We start from the raw sequence: 26,366 nt of genomic DNA on the forward strand, positions 1-26,366 counted from the left end.
TTGATCGGTAGCTTGGCAGTTCATAAATATAGGATATTATGTCGATACAATTTGAAATGTTAAAGGAGCAATCATCTATAATCAAGGTTATAGGTGTTGGTGGTGGCGGTGGAAATGCCGTAAATCACATGTACAAGCAAGGGATTAGTGGTGTAGATTTTATTGTGTGCAACACAGATGCGCAAGCGTTGGAGTTGAGCCCAATTCCTAACAAAGTACAATTGGGAGCTAGTCTTACAGAAGGTATGGGTGCTGGTGCTGATCCTGATGTTGGGGAGAATTCTGCTATCGAAAGTATCGACGATATCAAAAGAATGCTTGGTGCCAACACTAAAATGTTGTTTATTACTGCCGGAATGGGTGGTGGCACAGGAACTGGGGCTAGTCCAGTACTTGCTAAAGCAGCAAAGGAAATGGGGATTCTGACGGTGGCGATTATTACAACTCCTTTTACATTTGAAGGTAAGAAACGTCGTTCCCAAGCGGAAGAAGGCTTGAATGAATTGCGCAAGTATGTAGATTCTTATCTTGTAATCTCAAATGACCGCCTTCGCGAGATTTTTGGTAATCTTACGATGACTGCGGCTTTTGCGAAAGCAGATGATATATTGACTACAGCAGCGAAAGGTATTGCTGAGATTATTACTATTCCTGGTTATGTCAACGTCGACTTTAAAGATGTGCGTACCGTTATGAATGATAGCGGGGTAGCAATCATGGGTAATCACGTTGCATCAGGCGAAGATAGAGCTATTAAAGCTGTAACGGGTGCATTAGCATCTCCACTGCTTAAGGATAATGAAATCGAAGGAGCGCGTTACATCTTGTTGAATATTACTTCTGGTAAGACCGAGGTGACCATGGATGAGGTTGCGATCGTTACTGATTTTATTCAAGAGAAAGCAGGATTGACTGCAGATTTAATTTGGGGTAATTGTATCGATGAGGCTCTAGAGGAAAATCTATCTGTAACTATTATTGCTACGGGATTTCAGACTTCAGAAGAGCGTATAAAAGAGAAAGAAAAAGAAAAGGTAGCGTTGCCTTTGACTCCTGAGTCATCAAGTTCTTTTGTTAAGCCTGTTTCTCAGAACCAGTTTGCGGAGAGAACGATCGAGTCAAGAGTGGATAATTATATAAAGCCAATGACTCCTACCAATGTGGTGGAGGAGAAGGTTACTGTTCCTCAAGCCGATTTATTTACGGCTCCGGTAAAGCCTACAGGTTTCACAAATTCTAATGTGCAGGCTGAACCTCAAGTTGTAAGACATACATTAGATGTGCAAGATGATTTTGTTGAAGAAAAGGAAGAGAATCATGGTTTTGAGTTAAAGACCTCGCCTTCAGTTTTCGAATTCAAGCTACCTACTGTATTTGATGCGTACGAGGAGAAGGTTGATGAGGAAGTGGAAAGTCAGGTAAATAATATAGTGAGTTCGAGCGCTGCACCAGCAACGAATGTCGCGAGCTCCACAGTTAGGGTTGAAGAAGAAGTGAATTTTGAAGATCAGCTTTTAAAAACTAAGGAACGTATATTGCGCCTTAAGGAGTTGAGCATGAAGCTTAAATCTTCAAACGGATTACAGGAGTTAGAAAATGAGCCGGCTTATAAAAGAAAGCAAAAAACGTTAGAAGATGTGCCTCATTCTGCTGATTCGCAAGTGTCTCGTTTTACCCTGTCATTTGACGAGGGTGTTACAGAGATTCGTTCAAACAATTCGTTTTTGCACGATAATGTAGATTAAGAAGATATTATATAAAAAAATCATATGCTGTGAAAACGGTCGACTAACTTAGTTAGTCGACCGTTTTTTATAAGGAAGGTGCTAGCTCTTTATTCTTGGCGCTTTAGATCGCTTTTACCGATGTTTTGGTAACGGTCTGTAAGTGTGTAGTGTTGTATCTGTAATTTAAATCGTATATAACAAACTGGTTCTGCCAGGTGTTAATCTTTGGCATGTAGCTTGAATAGTTCTATAAGGTCTGGGATGTTACTAACTGCCAGTTTTTCGAATATTCTACTTTTGTAAGTGCTCACTGTTGATGAGCTTAATGCTAAAAGATTCGATACCTCAAGGATACCATGACCTTCGATTAAGTGCTTAGCGACATCCATTTCTCTGTTGGACAGTTTGTTCAAAGGGTTGACACGATCTATAGATGACTTTGTACTTGTTAGTTTTTGGACGTATAAATCCTTTACTTCGTTGGACATGTACTTTCCGCGATCCTGGATGCTTTGAATGGCATTAGCGAGTTCTTCCATGGCTGTGTTTTTATTGAGGTATCCAGCTGCTCCGGCTTCTATATAGCGTAGCGCATATATATTTTCGTCATAGGAAGAAAAAACCAATATTTTGAGGTCATGTTGGAGATTAAGTATTTCACTGATAACCTTAATATTGTTGCCTCCAGGCATGTTGATGTCTAAAAGCAATAAGTCAAATTTTTCAAATTTCAGATGATCATAGACCTCTTTGATAGTGACTGCATTAGTTATAGAAATATCATTGAATTTTTCGTTAATCACTACGGCAGCCCCTAATCTAACTATGCTGTGGTCATCTGCGATGAGTATCTTTTTCATAAAGAGGGATGTATGTTTTATACTTTAGCAATTATTTTAGCACTGGCTTGAATAGGGTAATGCTAATGCAAACATACGAAATAATCATATATATACTCTGTTGTCTACATTAATTAATAATAAAAAAATCGGATTAGATTGAGGTGGTTTTGATTATTATCGTTATTATTGTTTGTATATTGGGAAACAAAATATTGATAAAATTATGGGCTTTTTAAAGGAGTTTAAAGAATTTGCTATGCGCGGTAGCGTATTAGATCTAGCTGTCGGTGTTGTAATCGGTGGTGCTTTCGGTAAAATTGTCACTTCTCTTGTTGATGATATCATTATGCCTCCTATAGGTTTTATTACAGGTGGTGTAGATTTTAGTAAATTGAAGTATGTTATTACAGAAGCCAATGCTGCTACCGGAGTTGAGGAAGTGGCTATTAAATACGGTAACTTTGCTAACGTAATTATTCAGTTCTTGATTATTGCATTTTGTATTTTCTTGGTTATTAAGGGGATAAATTCGCTTAATAAAAAGGAAGAGGCGGCACCTGCAGCGCCACCAGCACCAACTAAAGAAGAGACTTTGCTTACAGAGATTAGAGATATTCTAAAAAATAAATAGCCAGTCCATTCAAGGAGGTGTTGTGGTATAAACTTTTTGCTTTTAGTGCTTGATAGTTTAGAAATAATACAGTACTTTTGCATTCCTGTTTAAGGATAATTATTGGTTAGAATATAAAAAAATATAATAAAGCGTCATGAAAAGAACATTTCAGCCTTCGCAAAGAAAAAGAAGAAACAAACACGGCTTCAGAGAGCGTATGAGCACAGCTAATGGTAAACGAGTATTAGCTTCTCGTAGAGCTAAAGGAAGAAAACGTCTTACTGTTTCTGACGAGTACCGCCACAAAGGCTAGTCTTTTTTTTAGCGCCGGTGACTTTAACTGTGCCATTCGGCCTTTAACGTCATCGAATGAGAAAAACATTTAAAAAAGAAGAACGACTATGTAACAAAAGTTTATTAAGTAAGCTTTTTCATAGTGGTTCTTCTTTTGTTGTATACCCTTTTCGGGTTGTGTATATGGATATACCATTAGATCGTATTAAATCGCCTGTCAATGCGGTGATTTCCGTTTCTAAACGGAGATTTAAAGCCGCACATGATCGAAACCGGATTAAGCGTTTGATGCGTGAGGTATATCGTTTGCAAAAAGCGGATCTTTTGTATCCTTCTGTAAAGTTACGTTCCTCGGGCCTTTTGTTAGCAATTCAGTATGTTGGTAAGGAAGAAATGCCATTCGCAAAGATGATGGACAAGATGGAAAAGGCATTAAAGCAATTGGTTGATGAAGGTAATCAGTAAGATTGGTGCACTTGGTGTCAGGGTTTTGAAAGAAATCTTTTTGTTGATAATCCGATTGTATCAACTTCTAATTTCTCCATTGTTGGGTGCTAACTGTAGATATACACCGACCTGTTCGCAGTATGGTAAAGAAGCAATTATAAAGTATGGCCCTTTTAAAGGAGGATGGTTGGCGGTAAAGCGTATAGCTAGTTGCAATCCCTGGGGGGGGCATGGACATGATCCTGTTCCTTAAATTGATATATTTTCTGACTATATATTTCTATGAGTAACTACATATTACAAATTGATACCGCAACAGAAATCTGTTCGATCTCTATAAGTGCTGATGGTGTGCTTATAGGCGAATATGCCGTGGAAGAGGTGAATGTTCATGCTTCTATGTTGACCGTTTACATCGATCGGTTGCTGAAAGAGTTGTCGCTGGATTATAAAGATTTGTCTGCTGTGGCCGTAAGCAAGGGGCCAGGTTCCTACACTGGGCTACGTATTGGTGTGTCTACGGCAAAAGGGTTGTGTTATGCGCTTGACATCCCTCTGCTTGGAATAAACACATTGTATAGTATGTTTGAGGGTTATGCGACGCATTTTGGCTTAGCGGATGACTGTCTGTATGTTCCAATGTTGGATGCGCGACGTATGGAAGTTTATATGGCCATTTTTGACAGTTCAAGAAGCTGTATAAAGGACACTGCAGCTGTTATCGTTGATCAGGATACTTTTAATGCTTTTCCTCAAAAGAAGATTGTACTTTTTGGATCTGGAGCGAATAAACTAGGGGAACTGCTGAGCGACAGAAAGCATATAGCGATTGACGATCAGTATCGGCATTCGTCAACCTATCTTAGCAATATTGCTTTTCAGCGATTACAGCGTAAAGAGATTGAAGATCTGGTCTATTTTGAGCCGTTTTATCTTAAAGAGTTTGTTGCGACGGTATCCAAGAGGCTGATTTGATCCGCGTGACTTATAGCCATCGTTTTCTTTTAAACCAATAATAGATTAATACGGATAAGATTGCCATGGCAATCAGTATTCCTGCATATCCGTATTCCCATTCCAGTTCTGGCATGTGTTCGAAATTCATACCGTATACGCCCACAATAAATGTCAGTGGCATGAAGAACACTGATATAATCGTCAGTGTACGCATGATTTCGTTGGTATGATTGGATTCAATGTTGAAGTAGATATTCAACAACTGGGATGTGTTTTCTGATATATTTCTGAACAAAGTGTTGGTTCTCGAGAATGAATCTCTAAGGTCCTGTGTATATATGTTTTTGTATTCTGGCATATGGAAGTAATCGACAATATCCTTGTATAATGTCAAAACACTTCGGATTACGTCAATCTGTCTTTTGATGTAATATAGCTTCTTAAGGAAGGGTTTTCTTCTATGATGTAGAAATACAACCTCTTCATATTCGTCAAGTTGTAGCGCCATTTTTCCTAAAACAAGGTTTTCAAACGTTTTTAAGGCGTCCGAAACTAAACCATTAACGAGTGTCTTGCTGGACTGTAGTCTGCGATGGGATCTTTCGGTTGTCTTGATGCGTTCTAGGAAATCAATTTCATTGCGATGGACCGTGATGACGAAATTTTCATTGTAGAATAAAGATATTCGTTCGGTTACTTCTACTAAAGAGTCAGATTCTTCGTCAAACTTATTGGGGACTGAACGTATTATTAAGAAATGATAGTTTTCGAATTCCTCTATTTTGGGAAGGTGCCCGGTTTCGATACAATCCCGTATGGAAGCATCGTTTAGCTTGTACTTCTCTTTTAGTTCATGAAAGTCCTCGAGTTTAGGGTTGGATATATCTATCCATTCAAAGCTGCTTTCTGGATGTTGTAGGATGTATGTAACCATTTTAGGGTAAGACGCTTTTTTTTGTTTCAAAATAATGATATTCATTTGAATTCGCAAAGTGGTCTTCAAATAAAAGGTTCATATTATGCCGTAACGAGTTAAAACGAATCAATAATGCGGGTACTTTCCAAAAAAAAGGGATTCAAGTATTTTGAATCCCTTTTGTCTAAACAAAAAGTTTAGTTTTATTTTTTATCTGCTGGTTTCTTTGTGTTGTATTCTTTGTTCAACGCCTCAACGACTTCCTTAGTGATGTCTAATTTTGAATCAGCGTAGATAACAGCAGGGTTTGTTTTCGAGTAGGTTAATACAAATTGATACCCTTTTTCTTCTGCGTGTTTCTTTAAGTACTCTGTAATAGCGTTGTAAACCGCGTTAAATTCAGTGGCTTCGTCCTGGGCTAATGATTGTGAAGCATTTTGGTCAAGTCTGCCTAATTCGTCTTGCTTACGTGCTAATTTTTCCTCAGTAGCTTGTCTTTCAGATGCGCTCATCGTTGACGCTTTTTGTTGGTATTCTGCTACTTCGCGTTGAAAAGCTTGACCTTTAGACTGTAAATCAGTCTGCGCTTTCTTTACCTTAGCTTCTAATTTAGATTTTATGTCTTTAAAGTAAACATACTTTTCAGAAAGCGTGTCGGAATTTACATAGACAATTTTTTCTTGATTTTTGGATGTAGAAACCGCTGTGCTATCATTTTTTGTAGAGGTTGTATTCGGTGCATTTTGATTACAGGCTGTAACCGCCATTGCCAAGCCTAATCCTAAAGTAACTTTTGAAAAGTTTGCTAAAAATCTATTCATTCTTTTGTCTATTTTCAGTTTAAAAAACAAACCTACTATAAAAAAATTACAAATCCATCTTTTTAGTCGTTTTGTAAATAAAAAAGTGTTTTAAGCACTTGTTTTACGTTTGTTATTGCTTGCTTAAGTGCCTAATTTTTATTAACTTTGAGAGTTAATTTTTGTGCGTAGTGCTGTCTTCTTTTAGACCAATGGAAATGTTAGAAAATACTTCTTCTTTTGATTGTTAATGGTACTACTGTAAAGATTGTTTCTGTTTTTAATTTATTTCATGAGCGAAGAAAAAAAGAATCCTACAACGTATTCAGCAGATAATATTCAGGTATTAGAGGGATTGGAAGCTGTACGTAAACGCCCCTCCATGTACATCGGAGATACAGGGCCAAAAGGTTTACACCATTTAGTTTACGAGGTTGTTGACAACTCTATTGATGAGGCTGTTGCTGGTTACTGTAATGACATCTTTGTAACCATCCATAAGGATAACTCTATTTCTGTAAAGGATAATGGAAGAGGTATTCCTACGGGGATAAATAAGAAGGAAAATAAGTCTGCCTTAGAGTTGGTAATGACGGTACTTCATGCAGGTGGTAAGTTTGATAAGGATACTTATAAAGTGTCCGGAGGTCTTCATGGAGTGGGGGTGTCTTGTGTGAATGCACTGTCTATTCATTTGAAAGCGGAGGTACATCGGGAAGGTAAAGTATTCAATCAAGAGTATGAACGTGGTAAACCGATGTATGAGGTGAAAGAAGTGGGTACTTCTGATATAACCGGTACTATAGTTACTTTCAAGCCGGATGCAGAAATTTTTACGCAAACTACTATCTACAATTATGATACATTGGCGAATCGTCTCAGAGAGCTAGCCTTCTTAAATAAAGGTATTACATTGACTTTATTGGATGAGCGTGAAACGAATGAAGACGGTTCAGAAAAGAAAGATGTGTTTCTATCAGAAGGCGGACTTCAAGAGTTTGTTAAGTTTTTGGACGGAAATAGGCATGCATTGATCCCTACACCGATTTATTTGGAGGGGGTAAAACAAGGTATTCCGGTAGAGCTTTCATTTCAATATAATGATACATACTCGGAAAACGTACACTCCTATGTCAATAATATTAATACGATAGAAGGGGGCACACATGTGGCTGGTTTTCGTAGAGGTTTGACTAGAGTATTGAAGAAATATGCCGATGAATCGGGACTGTTAAAAAATTCAAAGGTCGAAGTTACTGGAGATGATTTTCGTGAAGGATTGACAGCAGTTATATCTGTGAAAGTTGCAGAGCCTCAATTTGAAGGGCAGACTAAGACGAAGTTAGGAAATACAGAGGTAATGGGCGCTGTGGATGTCGCTGTCGGAGAGATTTTGGGAGGCTATCTGGAGGAGAATCCAAAGGAAGCGAAAATTATTGTTCAAAAGGTAATTATAGCAGCTCAGGCTAGAGCTGCAGCACGTAAAGCTCGAGAACTTGTACAGCGTAAGACTGTAATGAGTGGCTCAGGTTTGCCCGGTAAGCTTGCCGACTGTTCAAGTAATGATCCATCGGTATGTGAGATATTTTTTGTCGAGGGAGATTCTGCAGGCGGTACGGCCAAACAGGGTCGTGATCGTAATAATCAAGCCATTATGCCACTTCGTGGTAAGATCTTGAATGTGGAGAAGGCGATGGAACACAAGATCTACGAGAACGAAGAGATCAAAAACATGTTTACAGCCTTGGGTGTTTCTGTGGGTACAGAAGAAGATCCTAAAGCATTGAACCTGACAAAGCTTAGATATCATAAGATTATCATCATGACGGATGCGGATGTCGACGGTAGCCATATTGCTACTTTGATATTGACTTTCTATTTCCGTTACATGCGTGAACTGATCGAAAAAGGATACATTTATATCGCAACTCCTCCTTTGTATTTGGTTAAGAAAGGTAAGGACTTTGAGTATGCTTGGAATGAAGATCAACGTCTTGCAGCTATACAACGCTTGAAAGGAGCAGGAAAAGAAGATTCAGTTCATGTACAGCGTTATAAAGGTCTCGGTGAGATGAATGCTGAGCAGCTTTGGGACACGACAATGAACCCGGAACACCGTACATTACGTCAAGTTACAATTGAAAATGCAGCAGAGTCTGATCGTGTATTCTCGATGTTGATGGGAGACGAAGTAGCTCCCCGAAGAGAGTTTATCGAAAGAAATGCGAGATATGCTAGGATCGATATCTAGTAGGTCTATAATGTTATTTTGGAAGCCAGGTAGTTTAACTATCTGGCTTTTTTGTATCATGTTTTTTACTCCTCGAAGATAAAATATGATTCATTTGTTTTTTCTATTTTATTTATTTTTTATTAATTTAGTGAAAATCAATAACTTAAATTATGCGTACAGGTGTGGTAATCTTCCTGTTATTGCTAGAGCTACCAATTTATGCACAGGAATTTTTTGCAGCTCCATTACAAGGTATGGGCAACACGGGGTTAGCTCTGCCCTCTGTCTATAATCTTACAGTTAATGCATCAGGGCTTTCGAGGTTAGCAAATGCTCAGGTAGCGGTTGCTTATCAACCTCATTTTTTAACCAATGATATACAAGCTCAGGCTTTCTTTTCGGTTGTGCCAATTAAAAAGAAAAATGTAATTGGTGTAGCTATTAATAATTATGGACTTAGGGGGACGTCTTCGTTGTTAACTTTGCGTGCTATCTATGCTCGTGCTTTTGGCAATTTTATTTCCACTTCACTATCAGTCAATTATCATCAATATCAGGTAAAAGGATATGGGGGAGATCAAACATTTTCTTTAGATCTTGGATTCCATTTTACAATTAGTGAAATGTTGGCTATTGGTGTGTTATTGCGTAATGTCTCTTCTTCTAGTTTTGAAGATACTATTGATCAGCATATCGCTCAGGAAGGTGGGCTAGGGTTATTGTATCGCTTTTCTAAAGAATTACTTGTAACTGCAGATGTTTATTACAATACAACACAAGCAATGGATGCTAGAGCGGGTTTGGCGTATGACATAGATCGATTATTCGTATTACGGGCGGGGGTGACCGCAAAGCCTATGCAGTATTTTGCTGGCGTGGGAATAACGCTCGGAAAGTTGATTTTCGATATTTCGTCTTCTTTTCATGCACGGATAGGATATTCTCCTCAAATAGCGCTGAATTATGGCTTTTAGATCGTTAATGACAATGTTCTTTCTAACTGTAGGGCCTTCTCTATCATTTGCGCAAGAGGAAGAACGCATAGATGAGTTGCTTTTGGAGCAGATCCAAGAGGAGTTGGGGGAGGATGTTGATGTCAGTGAAATCTCTGAAAAATTGCACCATTATTTAAAAAATCCTCTAGATCTTAATACGGTTAGCGAATCTGAACTTGGTGATATCTTCTTTCTCTCACCGCAACAGATTCAAAATTTGATTGACCATCGCAATTCGGCAGGACCGTTTCTCAGCATACTCGAACTGCAGGCTGTTAAAGGTTTTGATATCCAGTTGATTGAGCGAATTATTCCATTTGTGCGCGTAGCCCCAGTAAGTTCACTGAGGGGATTATCGTTCAAAACTATAATGGATAAGGATGAAAGTATGCTGATGGTACGTTACGGGCGTAACCTAGAATCTACAGCTGGGTATCAAAACAATGAAGAGTATCGGTCGAGGTATCTGGGAGATCCCAATAAATATGCTTTGCGTTATCGATGGAGATACAATAATCAAATTCGGGTAGCGGTCAATATGGAAAAGGATGCAGGAGAACCATTCTTTCAAAAGAAGCAGCGGTATGGCTTTGATTTTTATTCGGGTCATATAGAGATAAGGGCTTTAAATAAATATGTAAAAAACTTAGTTCTTGGAGACTATGCTTTACAATTTGGCCAAGGGCTCGTATCATGGAATGGACTAAGTTTTGGAAAGGGAGCTTGGATAGGCAGTGTGGCACGACAGGGGAGGGGATTGGTTCCCTATTCATCAATGAATGAGAATAATTTTCAAAGAGGGGTAGCTGCTTCGATCGAGATAGGGGCTGTGGAATGGATACCCTTTATAGCTTACAATAAGTTGTCGGGAAAAGTAGAAGACTTTGACGGTGACTGGATTATTTCCAGTATCAATGTATCTGGACTACATCGGACGGAGAACGAACAGTCTTACCGAAAAACTGTAGGAAAAGCGGTTTATGGGAGCAGTTTTAAGTATAAGTACAAGAGATTAAGGACAGGTTTCACTTATATGGGGGCTACGTATGATGGGACAAGAAGAAGGGGAGGAGATCTTCGCCAAAAGTTCGATTTTGAAGGGAGAAGTCTTCATGTTGTAGGTGGGCATTACAATTATTCGTTTCGAAACTATTATTTTTTTGGTGAAACCGCATTTAGCTTTCCAGGGGGATGGGCTACAAATAATGGTGTAATAGCCAGTGTGCATTCTAAGCTTTCTCTATTTGCTAACTATAGAAATTATCGCCGTGATTTCCATACGATTTATGGACAATCTTTAGGAGAGGGAAGCCAGTTGGCAAATGAGAAGGGCATATATACAGGATTGGTTTACCACCCGAGTAGAAAAATAGAATGGACGAACTATATTGATTTATTTCAGTTCCCATGGTTACGATACCGTGTGGATGCGCCCAGTTCTGGTGTCGATTTCCTAAGCCAATTTACATATACATGGTACAAAATAGGGAAGTTGACATTCCGGTATCGCTACCGTATGAAGCAAGAGAATACGCTCGTGGCAAATCGAAATACCAATCTATTGGCAGATGTAAACAGACGTCAATTTCGGATTGATTTTCAGTATAAACTGAGTAACACTTGGCGTATACGCACGCGGGCTGAGATCATGAGGTTTGAGAAGGAAAGTACGAATAGAAGTGATGGATTACTGTGTTATCAAGATGCTTTCTGGCAAATTAGAAAACCCCAGTTACAGTTTAATATACGTCTAGCATATTTTGATACAGACGATTACAATTCACGTATATATGCTTATGAAAATGATGTGTTGTATGCATCTGGTTTTCCAATGTATTATGACAAGGGCATCCGCTACTATTTCAATATCCGCTATAAAATAAAAAGAAATTTGGATATATGGACGCGGTATGCATTGACTTATTATTTCCAAAGAGAGACGATTGGTTCTGGCTTGGATCTAATTGAAGGGGCTAAGAAAACCGATTTAAAGGTGCAGATAAGATGGCAATGGTAAAGCAGAATATCCTAGCACTGCACTTTGGGAAAACCCCTATGGCAAAACCATTGTTGGCATTTTTACCGGGTATATGTGTTGGATATTATACCACAGCTTCCCAGTATTCATTTTGGGACGAGTTGCTACTTATCTTAACTGTTTTACAATTGGTTGGTTTTGTTAATCGAAAGAAGTTTTGGGGAAGACTCCTATTTCCTTTAAATTTTTATCTGTTATGGACTGTGTTGGGAATATGGACTACGGTACACACAATGCCTTCTTACCAAGCTACGCATTTTTCAACTTTTGAATCCGAGAGTCTTTTTATCGTAGTCAAAGATGAGCCTCATCTTAAAGGAGGGTATATTCGTTTCCCTGCCGATGTGAAGGCCGCTGTTCAGAAAGGGAAATTACATCGAAGCACAGGAAAGTTAATGGTAACACTGCAGTTGGATACAGCCAAGAGGAAAAAGCTGCGTTATGGTGATTTATTGCAAATAGAAAATCTAATACAAACAATAAAACCGCCGGCGAATCCCAAAGAGTTTGATTATAAAACACACCTCCGAAGTAAAGATATACAGCAACAGTGTTTTCTTTCTGCAGATCAAATTGTAAAAGTTGATTCGCAGCAAGGTAACCCAATTGTAGAGCGAGCCTTATTATTTCGGGAGCAGATGCTACACAAGTTTGCAACGAATATCAAGGATAGTAATTCAATGCAGCTGGCTATGGCTCTTATTTTTGGTTACCGATCTCAGATAGACATCGATACTATTAATGTATTTCGGAACACCGGCACGGTGCATATTTTGAGTGTATCTGGTCTGCATGTAGGATTAGTTTTTGCACTTCTTACACTGTTGTTAAAATGGATGAATCGACTTTTTTGGGGACGGTATTTACGCAGTATTGTTGTTTTAACGGCTGTATGGTTTTATGTGATTCTTACGGGAATGAGTCCGCCTATTCTTCGGGCCGGAATTATGATTACTTTTTTTATCGTATCGACAGGTGTGAACAGAATCCAGGTGCCATTAAACACATTGTTTGCATCGGCACTATTTATCTTAATTTTTTCACCGAAGAGCTTATTCGATGTCGGATTCCAATTGTCCTACTTCGCTGTGTTGGGAATATTGATACTTTATCCTTTGTTTAAATCTTTCTATCATCCGAAACGGCGCGTGGTTGCGGGGATTGTTGATTATCTTTATATTTCCGTTGCTGCCCAGCTATTTACCTTGCCATTGATACTTTATTATTTTGGACAATTCCCAACCTATTTTATACCTGCTAATCTATTTATCGCTATCCCCAGTACCGCAATAATGTATTTGGGGATATTGCTGGCTCTGTCTCCGTTTTCAATCGTAAGCGATTATGCTGGGCAGGCTTTAGATGGCTTACTTTATGTCGCCGTAGAGGGGTTGGGGTATATAGAGCGACTTCCTGGCGCAGTTTTGCAGGGAATTATATGGAATGAAATTCAAGTTGTTTTGTTTTTTTTTGTTCTATTTGCTACTTTATGGGCCTGGAATTTTAGAGAGAAAAAAGCAGTATTCTTTAGTTTGTATTGCTTAGTGAGTTTCTTTGTTTACACCAATGTGTTGTATGTCAAAAGAAGAAGTTTTAGTAGTTATCGTGTATATAATGTCCGTTCGGAAGTTGCTATTGCCTATATTGAGAAAGGAAAAGTAGTATTGTATAGTACATTTGATTCGTTGAGGCACAAAAGCAACGTTTATTCGGTTTTACCAGATCTCAAACAGTTTGCTGATGAGCATGCGATAACATTCGTAAAACTTCCTGAAGCCGATAGGGCTAATTATACGCTCTCACTGGGAAAAAGAAAGATACTTGTCTTAGAAAGAGAATTGCGCGATACGGTAGTGGATGTGGATATTGTGCTGTGGCGTAAAAATAACAGAAGTACATTAGAATACATGATAAATAGAAACATCCAGACTCCTATGATACTGGTCGATGGCAGTAATTCGGATAAGACCCTAGCAACTATTCAGCTTCGGAATGATATTGTTAGGGAACAGTTGTATATTCTGAAAAATAATTTTGCTTATGTTTGGGATGAGGAATAAGATATGGTAGAAAATAGTCTGTCTATATTAAAGCAATATTGGGGATACGATGCATTCAGGCCTTTACAGGAAGAAGTAATACAGTCTGTCTTGAATCGTCGGGATACGCTTGCTTTAATGCCTACCGGAGGAGGAAAGTCTATTTGCTTTCAAATACCCGCGCTGCAGCAAGAGGGCATCTGTGTCGTGATCAGTCCTTTGATTGCATTAATGAAGGATCAGATTGAGCAATTGCGTAGTCGAGGTATAGAGGCGATCGCTATCTATTCCGGAATGGGGTATAGAGAGGTGGATATCGCATTAGACAATTGTATTTTTGGAAAGATCAAATTTCTTTATCTGGCACCGGAACGGTTGTATTCTGATTTGGTAAAAGAGCGTCTGCGCTATATGAAGATCAACCTTTGGGCTATCGACGAGGCCCATTGTATCTCGCAATGGGGCTATGATTTCAGGCCTTCTTATTTACAGATTGCACAGCTTCGGGAACTGCACCCGGACGTACCCTTCCTAGCTTTGACAGCTACAGCAACACCAGAAGTTGTTGTGGATATTCAGGATAAGTTAGGTTTTTCGGCATCTAATGTGTTGAGTCGTAGTTTTGTCCGTTATAACCTGGGTTATATGGCGCTGCAAGAGGAAAATAAGATGAATCGAATGCTCCGTATTGTGAAGAAGGTTGGCGGTGCAGGTGTGATATATGTTCGGAACCGTAGGGAGACACAGGAGGTTGCTAGGTTTCTCTTAAACCATGGGGTTCCCGCAGACTTTTATCATGCGGGGATCGGCATGAAAGAACGGGCATTAAAGCAAGATGCGTGGACATCTAACAAAACCCGTGTTATTGTAGCAACCAATGCATTTGGGATGGGGATAGACAAATCGGATGTACGATTTGTAATTCATTTGGATGTCCCGGACTCTTTGGAGGCGTACTACCAAGAAGCTGGTAGGGCCGGTCGAGATGAAAAGAAGGCATTTCCCGTACTTTTATACCAACAGGCAGACCGGGAACGACTATGGCGTAATTTGGAGAATAGCTTTCCCGAAGTAAGTTTCATTCAGCAGGTTTACCATTATTTGGCAAACTACTACCAGATTGCTTATGGTGCCGGTAAAGGTCTTTTTTTTGATTTCGATATCGTCGAATTCAGCAAAAAGTATACGCTGGATCTGCTGCAGACCTTAAGTGCTCTTAAATTTTTAGAAAGAGACGGTTGGATTTCCTTGTCGGAGGCCGTTTATATTCCTTCACGATTCAAATTTGAAGTTGATTTTCAAGATCTCTACAAGTTTCAGGTTCAATCTGCCAAATATGATCCCGTAATTAAGGCTGTCTTACGTACCTATGGAGGTGTTTTTGATTTTTATGTGCCGATCAATGAATATGAGTTTGCAAAAAAGCTGAAACTTCCCTACGAAGTTATTGTCGATCTTTTGCAAGGGCTAGAGAAACAACAGGTCGGTTCTTATTTGAAGAGTACGGACAAACCTCAACTTCAGTTTTTGCAGAGCCGGGTAGATTATAAAAACCTGTACATTGATACAGACTTTCTGCGCGAACGTCGACAAATCAAAGAACAACAAGTTAAAGCGATATACAATTATTTGGATGAGAAAGTCTGCAGGAGTCAGGCTTTATTGACTTATTTCGGAGAATTGGGATCAGAAGCCTGCGGTGTTTGTGATCTTTGTTTGACCCGTGATTTTAAAGAAGGACAGGAGCACAAGATCGAACAGGAGATGCGGGTTTTACTACTGGAGAATGCGCTAGGTCTTCATGAACTTATTGATGCGATCCCGGTAGCAGACGAAAGCAAGCGGATTCAGGTGTTACGAAAATTAGTTGATTTGGGAAAGATTGAAGAACGCGATTCTATTTATTATTGGGTTGTAAGTTGATTTCTTTTTGAGGCTGAAAGCTCTCAAAAAGAAAGTGTTAAAGGTTTTCTATTTTCCAAAAAAATTGATAGCTTTAACTGATAACCAAATAAACAGTTTATGGAGAACTTTATCGTTTACCTACCGGCAGCCCTCGCTGTGCTCGGTCTATTATTTATGCTATCCAAGGCAAATTGGGTAAGAAAGCAAGATTCCGGTGAAAGCCGTATGCAATTTATTTCGAAGAGTATTCAAGAAGGAGCAATGGCCTTTTTGAAAGCGGAATATCGAATCCTTTTAATTTTTGTGGTGATTGCCTCAATAGCCTTATTTTTTGTTTCTACCTTGGTTGAGACCAGTCATTGGATTATTGTTGTGGCGTTTGTGTTTGGTGCGTTCTTTTCAGCTTTAGCCGGAAACATAGGGATGCGTATTGCTACCAGTGCCAATGTCCGCACTACACAGGCTGCGCGTAGCAGTCTCCCTCTGGCTCTAAAAGTGTCGTTTTCCGGTGGGACTGTTATGGGATTGGGCGTGGCCGGGCTGGCCGTGTTGGGACTGAATATCTTTTTTCTATTGTTTGTTAAAATGTTCGTATCTGGAGAAAGTACTTTCTATAGCGAAATGACAGTAGCACTAGAAGCCTTGGCTGGTTTTTCCTTAGGGGCTGAATCCATTGCTTTGTTTGCGCGGGTTGGGGGAGGGATCTATACCAAGGCTGCCGATGTAGGAGCGGATTTGGTCGGTAAGGTTGAAGCCGGTATTCCGGAAGACGATCCACGAAATCCGGCGACTATTGCTGATAACGTAGGTGATAATGTAGGTGACGTAGCCGGAATGGGTGCCGACCTTTTTGGTTCGTATGTGGCTACGGTATTGGCCTCTATGGTGTTGGGTAATTACATTATCAAAGATATGGCAGAGGCCGCAGGTACGGTTTATACGGATGCATTTCAAGGAATGGGGCCTATTTTATTACCCATCGTAATTGCTGGTGTGGGTATTCTAGCCTCTATTGTTGGGACATTCTTTGTGAAGGTTTCTAATAATGATGCAAAGGAAGCTCAGGTGCAAAAGGCGCTTAATATGGGTAATTGGGTTTCAATTGTATTAACGGTGGTCGCATGTTTTTTCTTGATTCAATATATGCTGCCCGAAGTGATTAAGATGAAGTTTTTTGGAGAAGGTCTGAAAGATATACCGCGGATGAATATTTTTTATGCAACGCTAGTAGGACTCGCTGTGGGTGGATTGATTTCAGCTTTTACGGAATATTATACGGGATTGGGAAAGAAACCTGTACTCCACATTGTGCGTAATTCGTCGACAGGTGCAGGGACTAATATTATAGCAGGTCTAGCTACTGGGATGATGTCTACTTTTTCGTCCGTATTATTATTTGCATTTGCGATCTGGGGCTCTTATGCTTTGGCAGGATTCTACGGGGTGGCGATCGCAGCTTCGGCGATGATGGCGACCACAGCGATGCAATTGGCGATTGACGCATTTGGTCCTATTGCAGACAATGCAGGAGGGATTGCAGAGATGAGTGAATTGCCAAAGGAGGTTCGGCAGCGAACAGATGTATTGGATTCCGTTGGGAATACAACTGCTGCAGTAGGAAAGGGTTTTGCCATCGCTTCTGCTGCCCTGACTGCTCTTGCTTTATTTGCTGCTTATGTCACGTTTACCGGCATTGACGGGATTAATATTTTTAAAGCAGATGTACTGGCCGCACTTTTTATAGGTGGAATGGTCCCTGTCGTATTCTCGGCTTTGGCTATGCAGTCGGTCGGTAAGGCTGCCATGGATATGGTTAATGAGGTGCGCAGGCAATTTCGTGAAATACCTGGAATACTAGAGGGGACTGGCAAACCTGAGTATGATAAATGTGTCGAGATTTCTACCAAAGCGGCCTTACGGGAGATGGTATTGCCGGGAGCGTTAACGATTATTACCCCTATTTTGGTGGGGTTCATCATGGGCCCCGAAGCATTGGGAGCATACATGGCCGGGGTTACGGTATCCGGTGTGCTATGGGCAATCTTTCAGAATAATGCCGGTGGTGCTTGGGACAACGCAAAGAAATCGTTTGAGGCAGGTGTCGAAATCAATGGTGAAATGACTTATAAAGGCTCAGATGCACACAAGGCAGCGGTGACAGGCGACACGGTAGGAGATCCTTTTAAAGATACATCGGGACCATCAATGAATATCTTGATTAAGCTTACTTGTTTGATCGGACTCGTTATTGCTCCTATTCTTGGAGGACATACACTCACATCGGCCCAAAAGGAAAAAGAGGTAGTAAAAGAAAAGGTGGTCATGCTAGAGACAAATCAAGTCAAACCTTAAGAAATTATCTGTAAATAGTTATTTAAATGGGAGCAGGCAAAATGTTGGCTCCCATTTTTTGAATGTGTTTTCATTTAACTATAATTGATACTACTAAAATCTTTTCTATCTTTCCAAAAGAATTAAAGATTCTATATTCTTTAGGAATTTTATAAAAAATGAATACGGAGATCGTCATACACACCGACAAGATTTTTCAACAGGTAGATTATTCGGATAAAGCGCTGCGCAATCGCGAGTTTATACGTTGTCATTTTATAGGCTGTGATTTTTCAAAATCTGATTTAAGAACCAATGACTTTGAGGATTGTAAGTTTGAAACCTGCAACCTGTCTATGGTGAATCTACAAGGTGTTGGCTTACGCAATATTATATTTAAAGACTGCAAAATAATGGGTGTAGATTTTTCCTCGCTAAACAAGTTTATGTTTTCTTTTTCTTTTGACAACTGTCAGCTGGACTATTCCATATTCTATGGTGCAAATCTAAAGAAGATGCGTTTTTTGAAGTGCTCTTTGCATGAGGTGGATTTTAGCGAAGCAGATTTGTCAGCGAGCGTTTTTGCGGACTGTGATCTACTGGGGGCGACTTTTGTAGGGACCAACGTCGAGAAGGTCGATTTTAGAACATCTACAAATGTAATTCTAGACTTGGACCTTAATAAGGTGAAAAAGGCTAAATTTGGAGTTCATCAATTGGAGCTTCTATTGTTAAAATATGATCTGGATATCGAAGATTCGATACGTTAAAAAAAGGCCATGGCTAGCGCTTGCTCTGTGAGCAGTATTGTAAAGATCTCTTTTTGAGATAAGGTGTAGCTCCCTCAATCGTGTTATGACCCGTCCTAAAATAGACACTTGCTATAGTGTTCTGTCAATTGTTGTGACAATGTCGCAACAATTCTTTTTTCTATATGCGGCTCTGTCTTTTCCATTTATCTGTTTAATTAAAAATAAGCCGATATACCTATTTCTTTAGCGTATTCTGTTGAATTTGTGTCAATTAAAAATTTATATATTAAATATTCAAGGGGTGTCAATACGCCTCAATTTATTAGTCAATTTCGTTATTACGTCTGTTCAGGTCCGCTTTACTTTGTTCAATTAGTTTTTTGCGTAACTCAATAGGTATTTTCGTTAAGCCAGCTGCCTCAGCGAGTTCTATTGCATTGTTTTTGTAGTATCTAACTTTTTTGTGTAGCTCTTCAGAGGTTATAATCTTTGCTTTTTGTTCAAATGGAATTAGTATATCTTTAGGCTTAATCTTCTCGATTCTATTTAAATCGAAGCTCCAAAGATCTTTTGAGTCATTTAATTTGATGATTAGCCCTGGTAAACCGGAGAATTTGTAAGGGCCTTCCTGAATTGGAATATCATGAGAAAACCATGCAATCCATTTCTTGCCGGCATGCATCGTAAATGCATTTTGGCATAGGTATCCCGAAATCGTTGAGGTGTCCGGAAGAATTGTCCATTCCATACTATACAAAGGCTCTTCCGTATAAAAAATATCATTTAGGATAAAATAAAACCGCTTTACGCGCATGCTTTCGTAGTTCTTTAGTAGCCTTAGTTCTTTCGATTTGCCTCTTATATGCTCATTTTCACTAAGGCCAAAATATTTTATCGAATCTGATTTTAAATCCTTTAAGCTAGAGAAGTAAGCGTATTTATCGTTAATAATAAGCTCTACAGCTTCTTCTATTTCCTCTGTGGCATTCGTGTCCGGCTTATACTTCATGGTGTAGCCTATTTTTATGCTGGGATCTATATTTGTTTGACCTTGTAGAGGTATTAGTAATAGGTTCAATTTTAGAAATAATAATAGTCTAAGCATAATGTGTTTATTAGAGACTGTTCAAATGAACAGTCTCTATTTGATATATTCGTTGTTCTTTTAAGTTAGGATATTCCTGCCTAGCAACTATCTACCTCTATACCTATGCTGTCATATAAATCAATGGAAGCTGAACCAGACGATTGGCAGCAAGGTAATACGCCACCTCCTGAAACCGCACATTGCCAAGGGCATTTTGTTTCTTCTATTGGTGCTTTCCGACCTCCGAATACATTTTTCAATTGTTCCTTTGTCAACTGTTCGACCCCTTTCAGATTGAGGTTTTTTAATAAATTTTTTTTCATTTTATTAAATTTATTATTAGTTTCCGCTCACGTAGGATTACTTGTTAATTAAAAGAGAGAAAAAGAACGAAAGTATGAGCTCTCTTCTTTGCCCGAGATCGTTTGCAACCGGCTCGGGCTTTTTCTAAAAAAAATCTTTTTATCGCATTAGCGATTGTTTTCGAAGTTTTTAAGTCGCTGTTGTTTCTTTTGAGAGTTTTAGTTAAATGCAGTTTATATGGTTCTATCTTGTTGTTATTAAAGTTAGAAATAAAAATTGCTTTTCTAAAATTAATTTCACATTAACGGTAAAATATTTTTATTGAATGTTTTCTTTATTATTGGTTTTGTTGTATTTATTCAGTAATTTAATTTGCTCTCATTCTATTTATTGTTGTAGACTTTTGTTGTTTTGGTACTTTATTGTTGATTGTGTCCTGTTGTTGGGAAAATTTATGATAGAAATAAAACCTGATCCAAATAATTTATGACAAGTATAAAGCTAAGTTTTTCTTTGTTCTTTATATGTACGGTTTTGAATGCTCAAACTAAGTTAACGTTGGAGTATTGCTTGGTTTTGCTAAGGTCTCAGAATGAGGATATCCGTCAGGCCAATATCAATATCCTACTGGCCGAGGAGGATGTCAAGGATGCGAAGAATGCTTATATTCCTACACTCTCTTTTGGGGTGGGGCATAGCTATAATCTAGGTCTTGCCTTTGACCAAGTGGCGGGGCAGCTGATCACAGGCAATAAATGGTCAAATAATGCCAATGCCAATATCAGTACCCGTGCAACGTTATTTCAAGGATTTGCATTACGGAATAAACTCAAACAGTCGCTGATAGGACTGGAGAGTAAAGAAGTGCAGATGAATAGACTAGAACAATCTCTTAAACTGGAGCTATTGGCCAGGTACTTCGAGGCAGTAGCCAATAAGTCGCTGCACCAGACGAGTCAGAGGCAGTTGCAATTTGCGCAAGAACAGTTAAATCAGGAACAGATCAAATTTCAATTGGAGACCAATACACTCGTCGATGTAGCACAGGCGGAGAGCCAGGTGGCGAGTAGCGAATTGACGGGGATCATCAATTTGACTTCTTATACCAATAGTCTGATCGCTTTGAAACAATTGCTTGGGATACCTTTGACAGACTCTATTTCTATCGAAAATCCTATCCTAAAGCTAGCAACCGGAGTATTATTATCAGGTGGCAAAACGAGCGGTGCAGATGATCCAACTATACAATTGGCCGCTCTATCTTTAAGGCAATCCGAACTTAATCTAAAATATGCAAAAGGTTCTAATTACCCTACCGTAAGTTTTTCTGGCGGGTACGGTACGAATTATTCATCCGAGCGTAAGGATTACCTGACAGGCGCATATTGCCTCTACTGCGTATCGGTTTTGGGCAGAAGTGTGCGATCGCAGTACACCATCAAATGTAGCGCTGAGCGAAAATATCAACCGGGCTGTTGTGGGTGTCTATCCGGATCTAAAACTGGATTATGCAGCGATCCGTATCAGTGATGGTAATCTGATGCTGGCAGGTACCATGTCTGCTGTTGTAGCGGCAGGCGAGCTCACGGTTACCTGGTCGACACAGCTCAATGAGATGGCCGTCACGATGGATGATGATCGGGTGTATATCTTACTGTATCAACCCGAGGTCGACGAATTCATCACGACCGCGGTGTTGCCAACCCGTGCAGATGGACAAGTGGTAGAGGTGTTGCCTGCACACTTCTTAGGGGGTAAAGGGTATGTGTGGATCTTCTTTTCGGATCGCAAGGTCAAGAGGGTGTCGCGTACCTCATATCTGGGGGGATGGATCTTCTTTAGGTAGCCTCAATCTGATAGATTGGTGGTGGGGGCCACCAATCTTTATTCTTACACATTAACGATATCAAAAAATGATTTTACAGAATGGATGCAGCTCGGTACTGGATGGTCGTACCGATAATAGATTTCGGTTTAGTTTGGCTTCTAGGTTTTTATCGCCACTAGCGCCGCTGATCAAGCTAGGGTTTGCTACACGACAGAAAGGTAAGACGGCTATGGGACGGGCGATGTCTCGCGTGCTGAACAATGCGGTGATTGGTCGCTTTCCGAAGGTAGATATTGATATCTCGCAAGTCCGTATCAGTGAAGGGGCACTGTGCAACCCCGCACAGCCTACGGTAGTACGTACGGATAGAGAGCTGCTGGTTCGATGGGAGGCTGATGACTTGCAGTAAGGGAGGCATCATGATGATGTGGTGATCGTGTGTGCTTATGACATACGAGGAAGGCAGGCCTTTCGTAATGTAGCTCCTGCTCGACGCAAAGATGGTCAGCTGAAGGTGCAGCTAGCGGATTACGATGGAATGGAGGTGCACATTTACCTAATGTGCCATAACCGAGAGCAAAGTCAGGTTTCTAGGTCTGTTTATCTGGGTCAGTATTAAGGAGTATTATGCAGATCGAGCTTAAACGTATTCGTAAGGGGAAGAACAGTGCCCTTTCGGAAATCTATATTGACGGTGATTTCTTTTGCTATGGTCTGGAGCCCCTGGTGTGCAAGGTGAAGGTCAAAGGAAAGACTGCAATACAAGCTGGGGTGTATAGGATAGGATTCAACCTGGATGGTGGAATGAATGGTGAATACAAGTTGAAATTTCCGGGGCTACACCGCGGTATGCTAGAGATTAAGGCGATTCCGAATTTTTCGCATGTGTATATCCATATCGGTAATTACTTTTCCGAAACAGCCGGTTGTCCGTTGCTGGGTGATTATTTCAAACTATACGCTGGAGACTATACAGTGTATGATTCGACGAAGGCTTACAAGAGGCTGTATGAGCTGGTTGTAGAGGCGGTAGGGAAGGGGATTGTAGTATTGCGTATTGGGTAGTTAGGGGGGCTTTCTTAATCATCATAACTTAAAATTAAATGAACAAAATCATCAAAAAAATAAGCCAAGCGGTGCAGGTGTTGCTGCTGGCGCGATCAAATTGCCGGGAAAGGCATTGAATATTATTAAATACGTAGCTGTTGGGCTAGGGGTACTGGAGGCGGTGACAAGGAAAGACGTTAACCCTGATGAAGTCGGGACAGGCGAATTATCGAGTGAGCCAGTTAATGAGTCTGTAATTTCTGATAATGATCGTATAAGCGAGTCTGTCAAGTAGGATGACTAATAATATAATAACTCTAAAATAATGAAAATTAGCGAAATAAGAGCAGGTACCCTAGGTGGTACGCTGTGCTCGATATGGGCTTCGATCACACTGGGTGATATCTTACAGACATTGGTCATGGCGGTGATAGGTACACTGGCCAGTTATATTGTCTAGCAGCTGCTGGCAAGGAGAGCGCGTAATTGATAAAAGGAATAGGTCATCTTTTGATTAAGATGGCCTGTTTGGTTACTTCCAGTTTGTTTTCAAAACTTAAATCGTGTTGACAGCATAATCTGTCTGGGGCGTAGTTCAAAATAACTCTGCACCAGTTCGTAACTGCTCGAAAACTGCTGTATGTAGTTGTCATTATTCAATAGATTGATTGCCGACAACTCGATGTCGGTGCGCCATTTTTTGACTTGATGGCGGTATGTGGCATCCAAGAAGTACTGGCTCTTTTGTCCGGGTATATTATTGCCGTACCAGTAGTTGGATGCGATGAGGCTGTGGTTGGCTATGGGATAAAACGCAAGATTCAGCTGATGGTTGTTGTAGCTTATTTTGTTTTTATTGCCTTCGGCCAGCTTGTTTACCATACGCCCGAAACTTAACTTGTAATCTCCAGATAGTACTTCGGAAAGATTATTGACGATATCTACCCGTATCGAATTGTCCTGTGTGTGCTGTTTGACCATGTTGTCATTGAGAAAATAATCGGATACAGCCCAGGCGCTGGTACCATTAAGCTTGACTACCGTCTTGATTGGGGAGAAAAACCGCGATACCCCACCTTGAAGACTATGTCTACTTTTGGCGCTCATCAGGTCTTTGATCCCAGTCGTACTGCGTCCGGAATCATCGATAGTGGTGTCGAATATATAGTCGCGGCGGCTGTTGGCGTAGCTGTAGGAAAAGTTGGCAAAATTTGCTTTTAAGGTGTTCTTGTAGTTGTAGCCCATCCCAGCATTTATTTGGTCTGTACGCAACAGGCGCGCATCGTAGTGCTGCATATTTCGGTACTGGCTGATGATATAGCCGTTATAGAAATTGTCCAGACCACCAAAACTACGTCCTGCGGAGAAATTGCTGCTGATATCATGATTGCTATTGAGCAGGTAGGTAAGCCCTGTGGATGGGACAAAAGTATGGCGAATCGCTCTATCCAGTGTCTTGTCTCCCTGTTGGGTTACGTTAAAATAGTAGATGTCATAGGGAAGGTTTGCGTGAAATTTCCACTTGTTGTTTTCCCAGTCAATACGTATACTGGGGCCTAGGCGCAGACGCGAATTGTCCATATCATTAATAAAGCCATCCTGTAGTGTCTCTGTGTGCCCCTGATCGCGCTTGTCTATATAGGTGTCCAGACTGCTGCCCAGATAATCCAACGCAAGTTTAGGGGCAAATGTCCAGCCCTTAAATTTGCGCATGAAACCGATGCTGTTGGTCCAGTTGAAGTCATTGTAGCGGACATACTGGCTCATCTGCTCGTATGGCTTGCCTCCGTTTAATATATCGGAAAACTGCCCCGGCGAGACCGAGAGCTGTTGTGGCGTGCGATGCCACTCTATGCTAGAGCTTATATTGACCAGCTGTTTTCCAAAGAGCCGAGCCAGGGATAGCGTATTTAAAAGGGCCTCGTCGGTATACTGGCGTCGCTGCGCTATAGGGGTATCTTCATTAAAGAGCAGATGGCCGCGATCACTGTTCCAGCGTTTGTGGTATTTGAACATGTTGCGTAGGTAGATCTGCTTCTCGTTCTTCTCGATCAGTAAGCCAGCATCCAGTGCATGTATGCGGGAGCTGTTGTCTACAGCTTCTCTATTTTGGATCACCTCGCTGCTTGTAAAATACTGAGTGTTGCTGTAGCCTCGTGTTTTTCGCGTGTCATCGTAATAGGAAACGTTGCCTTTTAGCTCAATACCGCTTTTCAGCTTTTGAAGCACGTTGGTGCTGAATAGGAATATTTTATTGTCGAGCCATCTCTTCTGGTCGAAGCTGGGGCTGGCTACGCTACGCACCGAGATATAGGATGGTCCTTCTTTGGTACTGTTATTGCCACCAAAGGAATAACCTCCCGTATAAAACGAGCGAAGATCCTTGGCGACGTCATGTCCGATATTATTGGATTGGAAGCTGTTGAGCATCTGGAAGGTCTTTCCAAAGGTCATCGGTGTGAGGTTGACGTCCCACAGGGCAGGAGATAGGCCAGTGCCTACTTTTCCGGTTCCGGTGGAGGTGAATTTCTTGAGCTCTAGATTTAAAGATGCCCTATCGGAAAATACCAAAGAGTCCAAGATCTTGATAGGCTGGTCGTTTTCGACGATCTGTACATTTTTGACGGCATCGGCCGGTAGGTTGTTATTGATCATACCGTATCGGCCTTCCATCAGATCGAGGTTGTTGACCATGTATTTCTGTATGGGTTTGCCTTGGTAGAGTATCTGGTCGCCTCGCATCTCGATGCCGGGTAGCTTCTTGATGATATCGGCGATAACGCGGTCCTGTGCTGAAGTAAACTTATTGACATCATAATTTATGGTGTCTTTGCGTTTGTAGATAGGGATGTTGCCGACTTTGACCTCTTCGATCTGTCGTGCTTGCTGCTGAAGGACAAAAGCGTAGTTGGCCGTGGCGTTGACGACGGTTACGGATTTTTTGGCATAAGCCATATGGTTGAAGTCGAGCTGTAGACTGTCGGCACCAACAAGTTTTACAACAAGTTCAAATTTGCCCTGCTGGTCTGTTTTTGTAAACCCGGATAGGGCTGTACTTCCAGCTTTTTTGTACGATACAGATACATTGTGGACGGGCTTCTGCTGCTCGTCTAGTAGCTTTCCGGTTACTATTGTCTGTGCGTGTACGCTGCTGCAGATAAAAATAAGGAGTAGGTGGCTGATGATATAACGCAAGATTTCTTCTGATAATG

General features: G+C 40.5%; 24 protein-coding genes and 1 pseudogene. 19 read left to right on the forward strand and 6 right to left on the reverse strand.

What is annotated here, in order from left to right; genetic code table 11:
* Positions 1-38: 38 nt before the first annotated feature.
* Complete coding sequence (gene ftsZ / locus G7B18_RS17140; protein WP_164112775.1) at positions 39-1,745, forward strand: cell division protein FtsZ; 1,707 nt, start codon at positions 39-41, stop codon at positions 1,743-1,745.
* 200 nt (positions 1,746-1,945) lie between these two features.
* Here ftsZ and G7B18_RS17145 read toward each other — a convergent pair whose 3' ends face one another.
* Positions 1,946-2,587, reverse strand: a complete 642-nt coding sequence (locus tag G7B18_RS17145) for a response regulator transcription factor (protein WP_079644395.1) — start codon at positions 2,585-2,587, stop codon at positions 1,946-1,948.
* Positions 2,588-2,792: 205 nt separating this feature from the next.
* Here G7B18_RS17145 and mscL point away from each other — a divergent pair, with 205 nt between their 5' ends.
* From mscL to tsaB, 5 genes are all read left to right on the forward strand, one after another.
* A complete protein-coding gene (mscL, locus tag G7B18_RS17150) occupies positions 2,793-3,200 on the forward strand; it encodes a large-conductance mechanosensitive channel protein MscL (RefSeq protein ID WP_164112872.1) in 408 nt (135 codons plus the stop codon).
* A 136-nt stretch (positions 3,201-3,336) separates the two neighbouring features.
* Positions 3,337-3,495 (forward strand): 50S ribosomal protein L34, encoded by a 159-nt coding sequence (rpmH, locus tag G7B18_RS17155; protein ID WP_079644391.1) that lies wholly within the window; start codon positions 3,337-3,339, stop codon positions 3,493-3,495.
* A 56-nt stretch (positions 3,496-3,551) separates the two neighbouring features.
* Positions 3,552-3,941, forward strand: a complete 390-nt coding sequence (rnpA, locus tag G7B18_RS17160; protein ID WP_164112774.1) for a ribonuclease P protein component — start codon at positions 3,552-3,554, stop codon at positions 3,939-3,941.
* Positions 3,925-4,176 carry a membrane protein insertion efficiency factor YidD gene (gene yidD / locus G7B18_RS17165; RefSeq protein ID WP_164112773.1) on the forward strand — a complete coding sequence of 84 codons (252 nt, stop codon included), beginning with the start codon at positions 3,925-3,927 and terminating at the stop codon, positions 4,174-4,176. Before rnpA ends, yidD begins: the two co-directional genes overlap by 17 nt.
* Positions 4,177-4,205: 29 nt before the next feature.
* Positions 4,206-4,898 carry a tRNA (adenosine(37)-N6)-threonylcarbamoyltransferase complex dimerization subunit type 1 TsaB gene (gene tsaB / locus G7B18_RS17170; RefSeq protein ID WP_164112772.1) on the forward strand — a complete coding sequence of 231 codons (693 nt, stop codon included), beginning with the start codon at positions 4,206-4,208 and terminating at the stop codon, positions 4,896-4,898.
* Between the two features lie 10 nt (positions 4,899-4,908).
* Here the strand turns inward: tsaB and G7B18_RS17175 are convergent, their stop codons facing one another.
* Positions 4,909-5,844 (reverse strand): CorA family divalent cation transporter, encoded by a 936-nt coding sequence (locus G7B18_RS17175; protein ID WP_240452894.1) that lies wholly within the window; start codon positions 5,842-5,844, stop codon positions 4,909-4,911.
* A 155-nt stretch (positions 5,845-5,999) separates the two neighbouring features.
* Positions 6,000-6,617: an OmpH family outer membrane protein gene (locus G7B18_RS17180; RefSeq protein ID WP_164112770.1), complete on the reverse strand. Its 618-nt coding sequence runs from the start codon at positions 6,615-6,617 to the stop codon at positions 6,000-6,002.
* Between the two features lie 271 nt (positions 6,618-6,888).
* On the opposite strand from G7B18_RS17180, the gene gyrB reads away from it, so the two are divergent.
* From gyrB to G7B18_RS17215, 7 genes are all read left to right on the forward strand, one after another.
* Positions 6,889-8,847 carry a DNA topoisomerase (ATP-hydrolyzing) subunit B gene (gene gyrB, locus G7B18_RS17185; protein ID WP_164112769.1) on the forward strand — a complete coding sequence of 653 codons (1,959 nt, stop codon included), beginning with the start codon at positions 6,889-6,891 and terminating at the stop codon, positions 8,845-8,847.
* Between the two features lie 152 nt (positions 8,848-8,999).
* Entirely contained in the window at positions 9,000-9,803 is an 804-nt protein-coding gene (locus tag G7B18_RS17190; RefSeq protein WP_164112768.1) for a DNA-binding protein, read from the forward strand.
* The gene (locus tag G7B18_RS17195) at positions 9,793-11,841 is read left to right on the forward strand and encodes a ComEA family DNA-binding protein (protein ID WP_164112767.1); all 2,049 of its coding nucleotides are present in this window, start codon (positions 9,793-9,795) and stop codon (positions 11,839-11,841) included. The genes G7B18_RS17190 and G7B18_RS17195 overlap by 11 nt, the downstream gene beginning before the upstream one ends.
* Positions 11,829-13,922, forward strand: coding sequence for a ComEC/Rec2 family competence protein (locus G7B18_RS17200; RefSeq protein ID WP_164112766.1), 2,094 nt, complete (start codon positions 11,829-11,831; stop codon positions 13,920-13,922). Before G7B18_RS17195 ends, G7B18_RS17200 begins: the two co-directional genes overlap by 13 nt.
* A gap of 3 nt (positions 13,923-13,925) precedes the next feature.
* Positions 13,926-15,824 (forward strand): ATP-dependent DNA helicase RecQ, encoded by a 1,899-nt coding sequence (locus G7B18_RS17205; RefSeq protein WP_164112765.1) that lies wholly within the window; start codon positions 13,926-13,928, stop codon positions 15,822-15,824.
* A gap of 99 nt (positions 15,825-15,923) precedes the next feature.
* A complete protein-coding gene (locus G7B18_RS17210; protein WP_164112764.1) occupies positions 15,924-18,158 on the forward strand; it encodes a sodium-translocating pyrophosphatase in 2,235 nt (744 codons plus the stop codon).
* 158 nt (positions 18,159-18,316) lie between these two features.
* Positions 18,317-18,907 (forward strand): pentapeptide repeat-containing protein, encoded by a 591-nt coding sequence (locus tag G7B18_RS17215; protein WP_164123586.1) that lies wholly within the window; start codon positions 18,317-18,319, stop codon positions 18,905-18,907.
* 304 nt (positions 18,908-19,211) lie between these two features.
* Here the strand turns inward: G7B18_RS17215 and G7B18_RS17220 are convergent, their stop codons facing one another.
* Together G7B18_RS17220 and G7B18_RS17225 are read right to left on the reverse strand one after the other, a co-directional pair.
* Positions 19,212-19,994: a GLPGLI family protein gene (locus G7B18_RS17220; RefSeq protein ID WP_164123588.1), complete on the reverse strand. Its 783-nt coding sequence runs from the start codon at positions 19,992-19,994 to the stop codon at positions 19,212-19,214.
* Positions 19,995-20,074: 80 nt separating this feature from the next.
* The gene (locus tag G7B18_RS17225) at positions 20,075-20,299 is read right to left on the reverse strand and encodes a hypothetical protein (protein ID WP_164123589.1); all 225 of its coding nucleotides are present in this window, start codon (positions 20,297-20,299) and stop codon (positions 20,075-20,077) included.
* Positions 20,300-20,765: 466 nt separating this feature from the next.
* Here G7B18_RS17225 and G7B18_RS17230 point away from each other — a divergent pair, with 466 nt between their 5' ends.
* The 6 genes and pseudogenes from G7B18_RS17230 to G7B18_RS19260 all read left to right on the forward strand — a co-directional run bounded on the left by G7B18_RS17230 (position 20,766) and on the right by G7B18_RS19260 (position 23,614).
* A complete protein-coding gene (locus tag G7B18_RS17230) occupies positions 20,766-21,809 on the forward strand; it encodes a TolC family protein (protein ID WP_164123591.1) in 1,044 nt (347 codons plus the stop codon).
* Entirely contained in the window at positions 21,757-22,125 is a 369-nt protein-coding gene (locus G7B18_RS17235; protein WP_164123593.1) for a DUF6266 family protein, read from the forward strand. The genes G7B18_RS17230 and G7B18_RS17235 overlap by 53 nt, the downstream gene beginning before the upstream one ends.
* A gap of 67 nt (positions 22,126-22,192) precedes the next feature.
* Positions 22,193-22,726 (forward strand): annotated as a pseudogene (locus tag G7B18_RS19455) (DUF6266 family protein).
* Between the two features lie 8 nt (positions 22,727-22,734).
* Positions 22,735-23,172: a DUF5675 family protein gene (locus G7B18_RS17245; protein WP_164123596.1), complete on the forward strand. Its 438-nt coding sequence runs from the start codon at positions 22,735-22,737 to the stop codon at positions 23,170-23,172.
* Positions 23,173-23,287: 115 nt separating this feature from the next.
* Positions 23,288-23,449, forward strand: a complete 162-nt coding sequence (locus tag G7B18_RS17250; protein WP_164123598.1) for a hypothetical protein — start codon at positions 23,288-23,290, stop codon at positions 23,447-23,449.
* Positions 23,450-23,479: 30 nt separating this feature from the next.
* Entirely contained in the window at positions 23,480-23,614 is a 135-nt protein-coding gene (locus G7B18_RS19260; RefSeq protein ID WP_262886629.1) for a hypothetical protein, read from the forward strand.
* 89 nt (positions 23,615-23,703) lie between these two features.
* Here G7B18_RS19260 and G7B18_RS17255 read toward each other — a convergent pair whose 3' ends face one another.
* Entirely contained in the window at positions 23,704-26,349 is a 2,646-nt protein-coding gene (locus G7B18_RS17255; protein WP_164123600.1) for a TonB-dependent receptor, read from the reverse strand.
* Positions 26,350-26,366: the final 17 nt, after the last annotated feature.

Source organism: Sphingobacterium sp. xlx-130 (assembly GCF_011007405.1).
Classification (GTDB): Bacteria; Bacteroidota; Bacteroidia; order Sphingobacteriales; family Sphingobacteriaceae; genus Sphingobacterium; species Sphingobacterium luzhongxinii.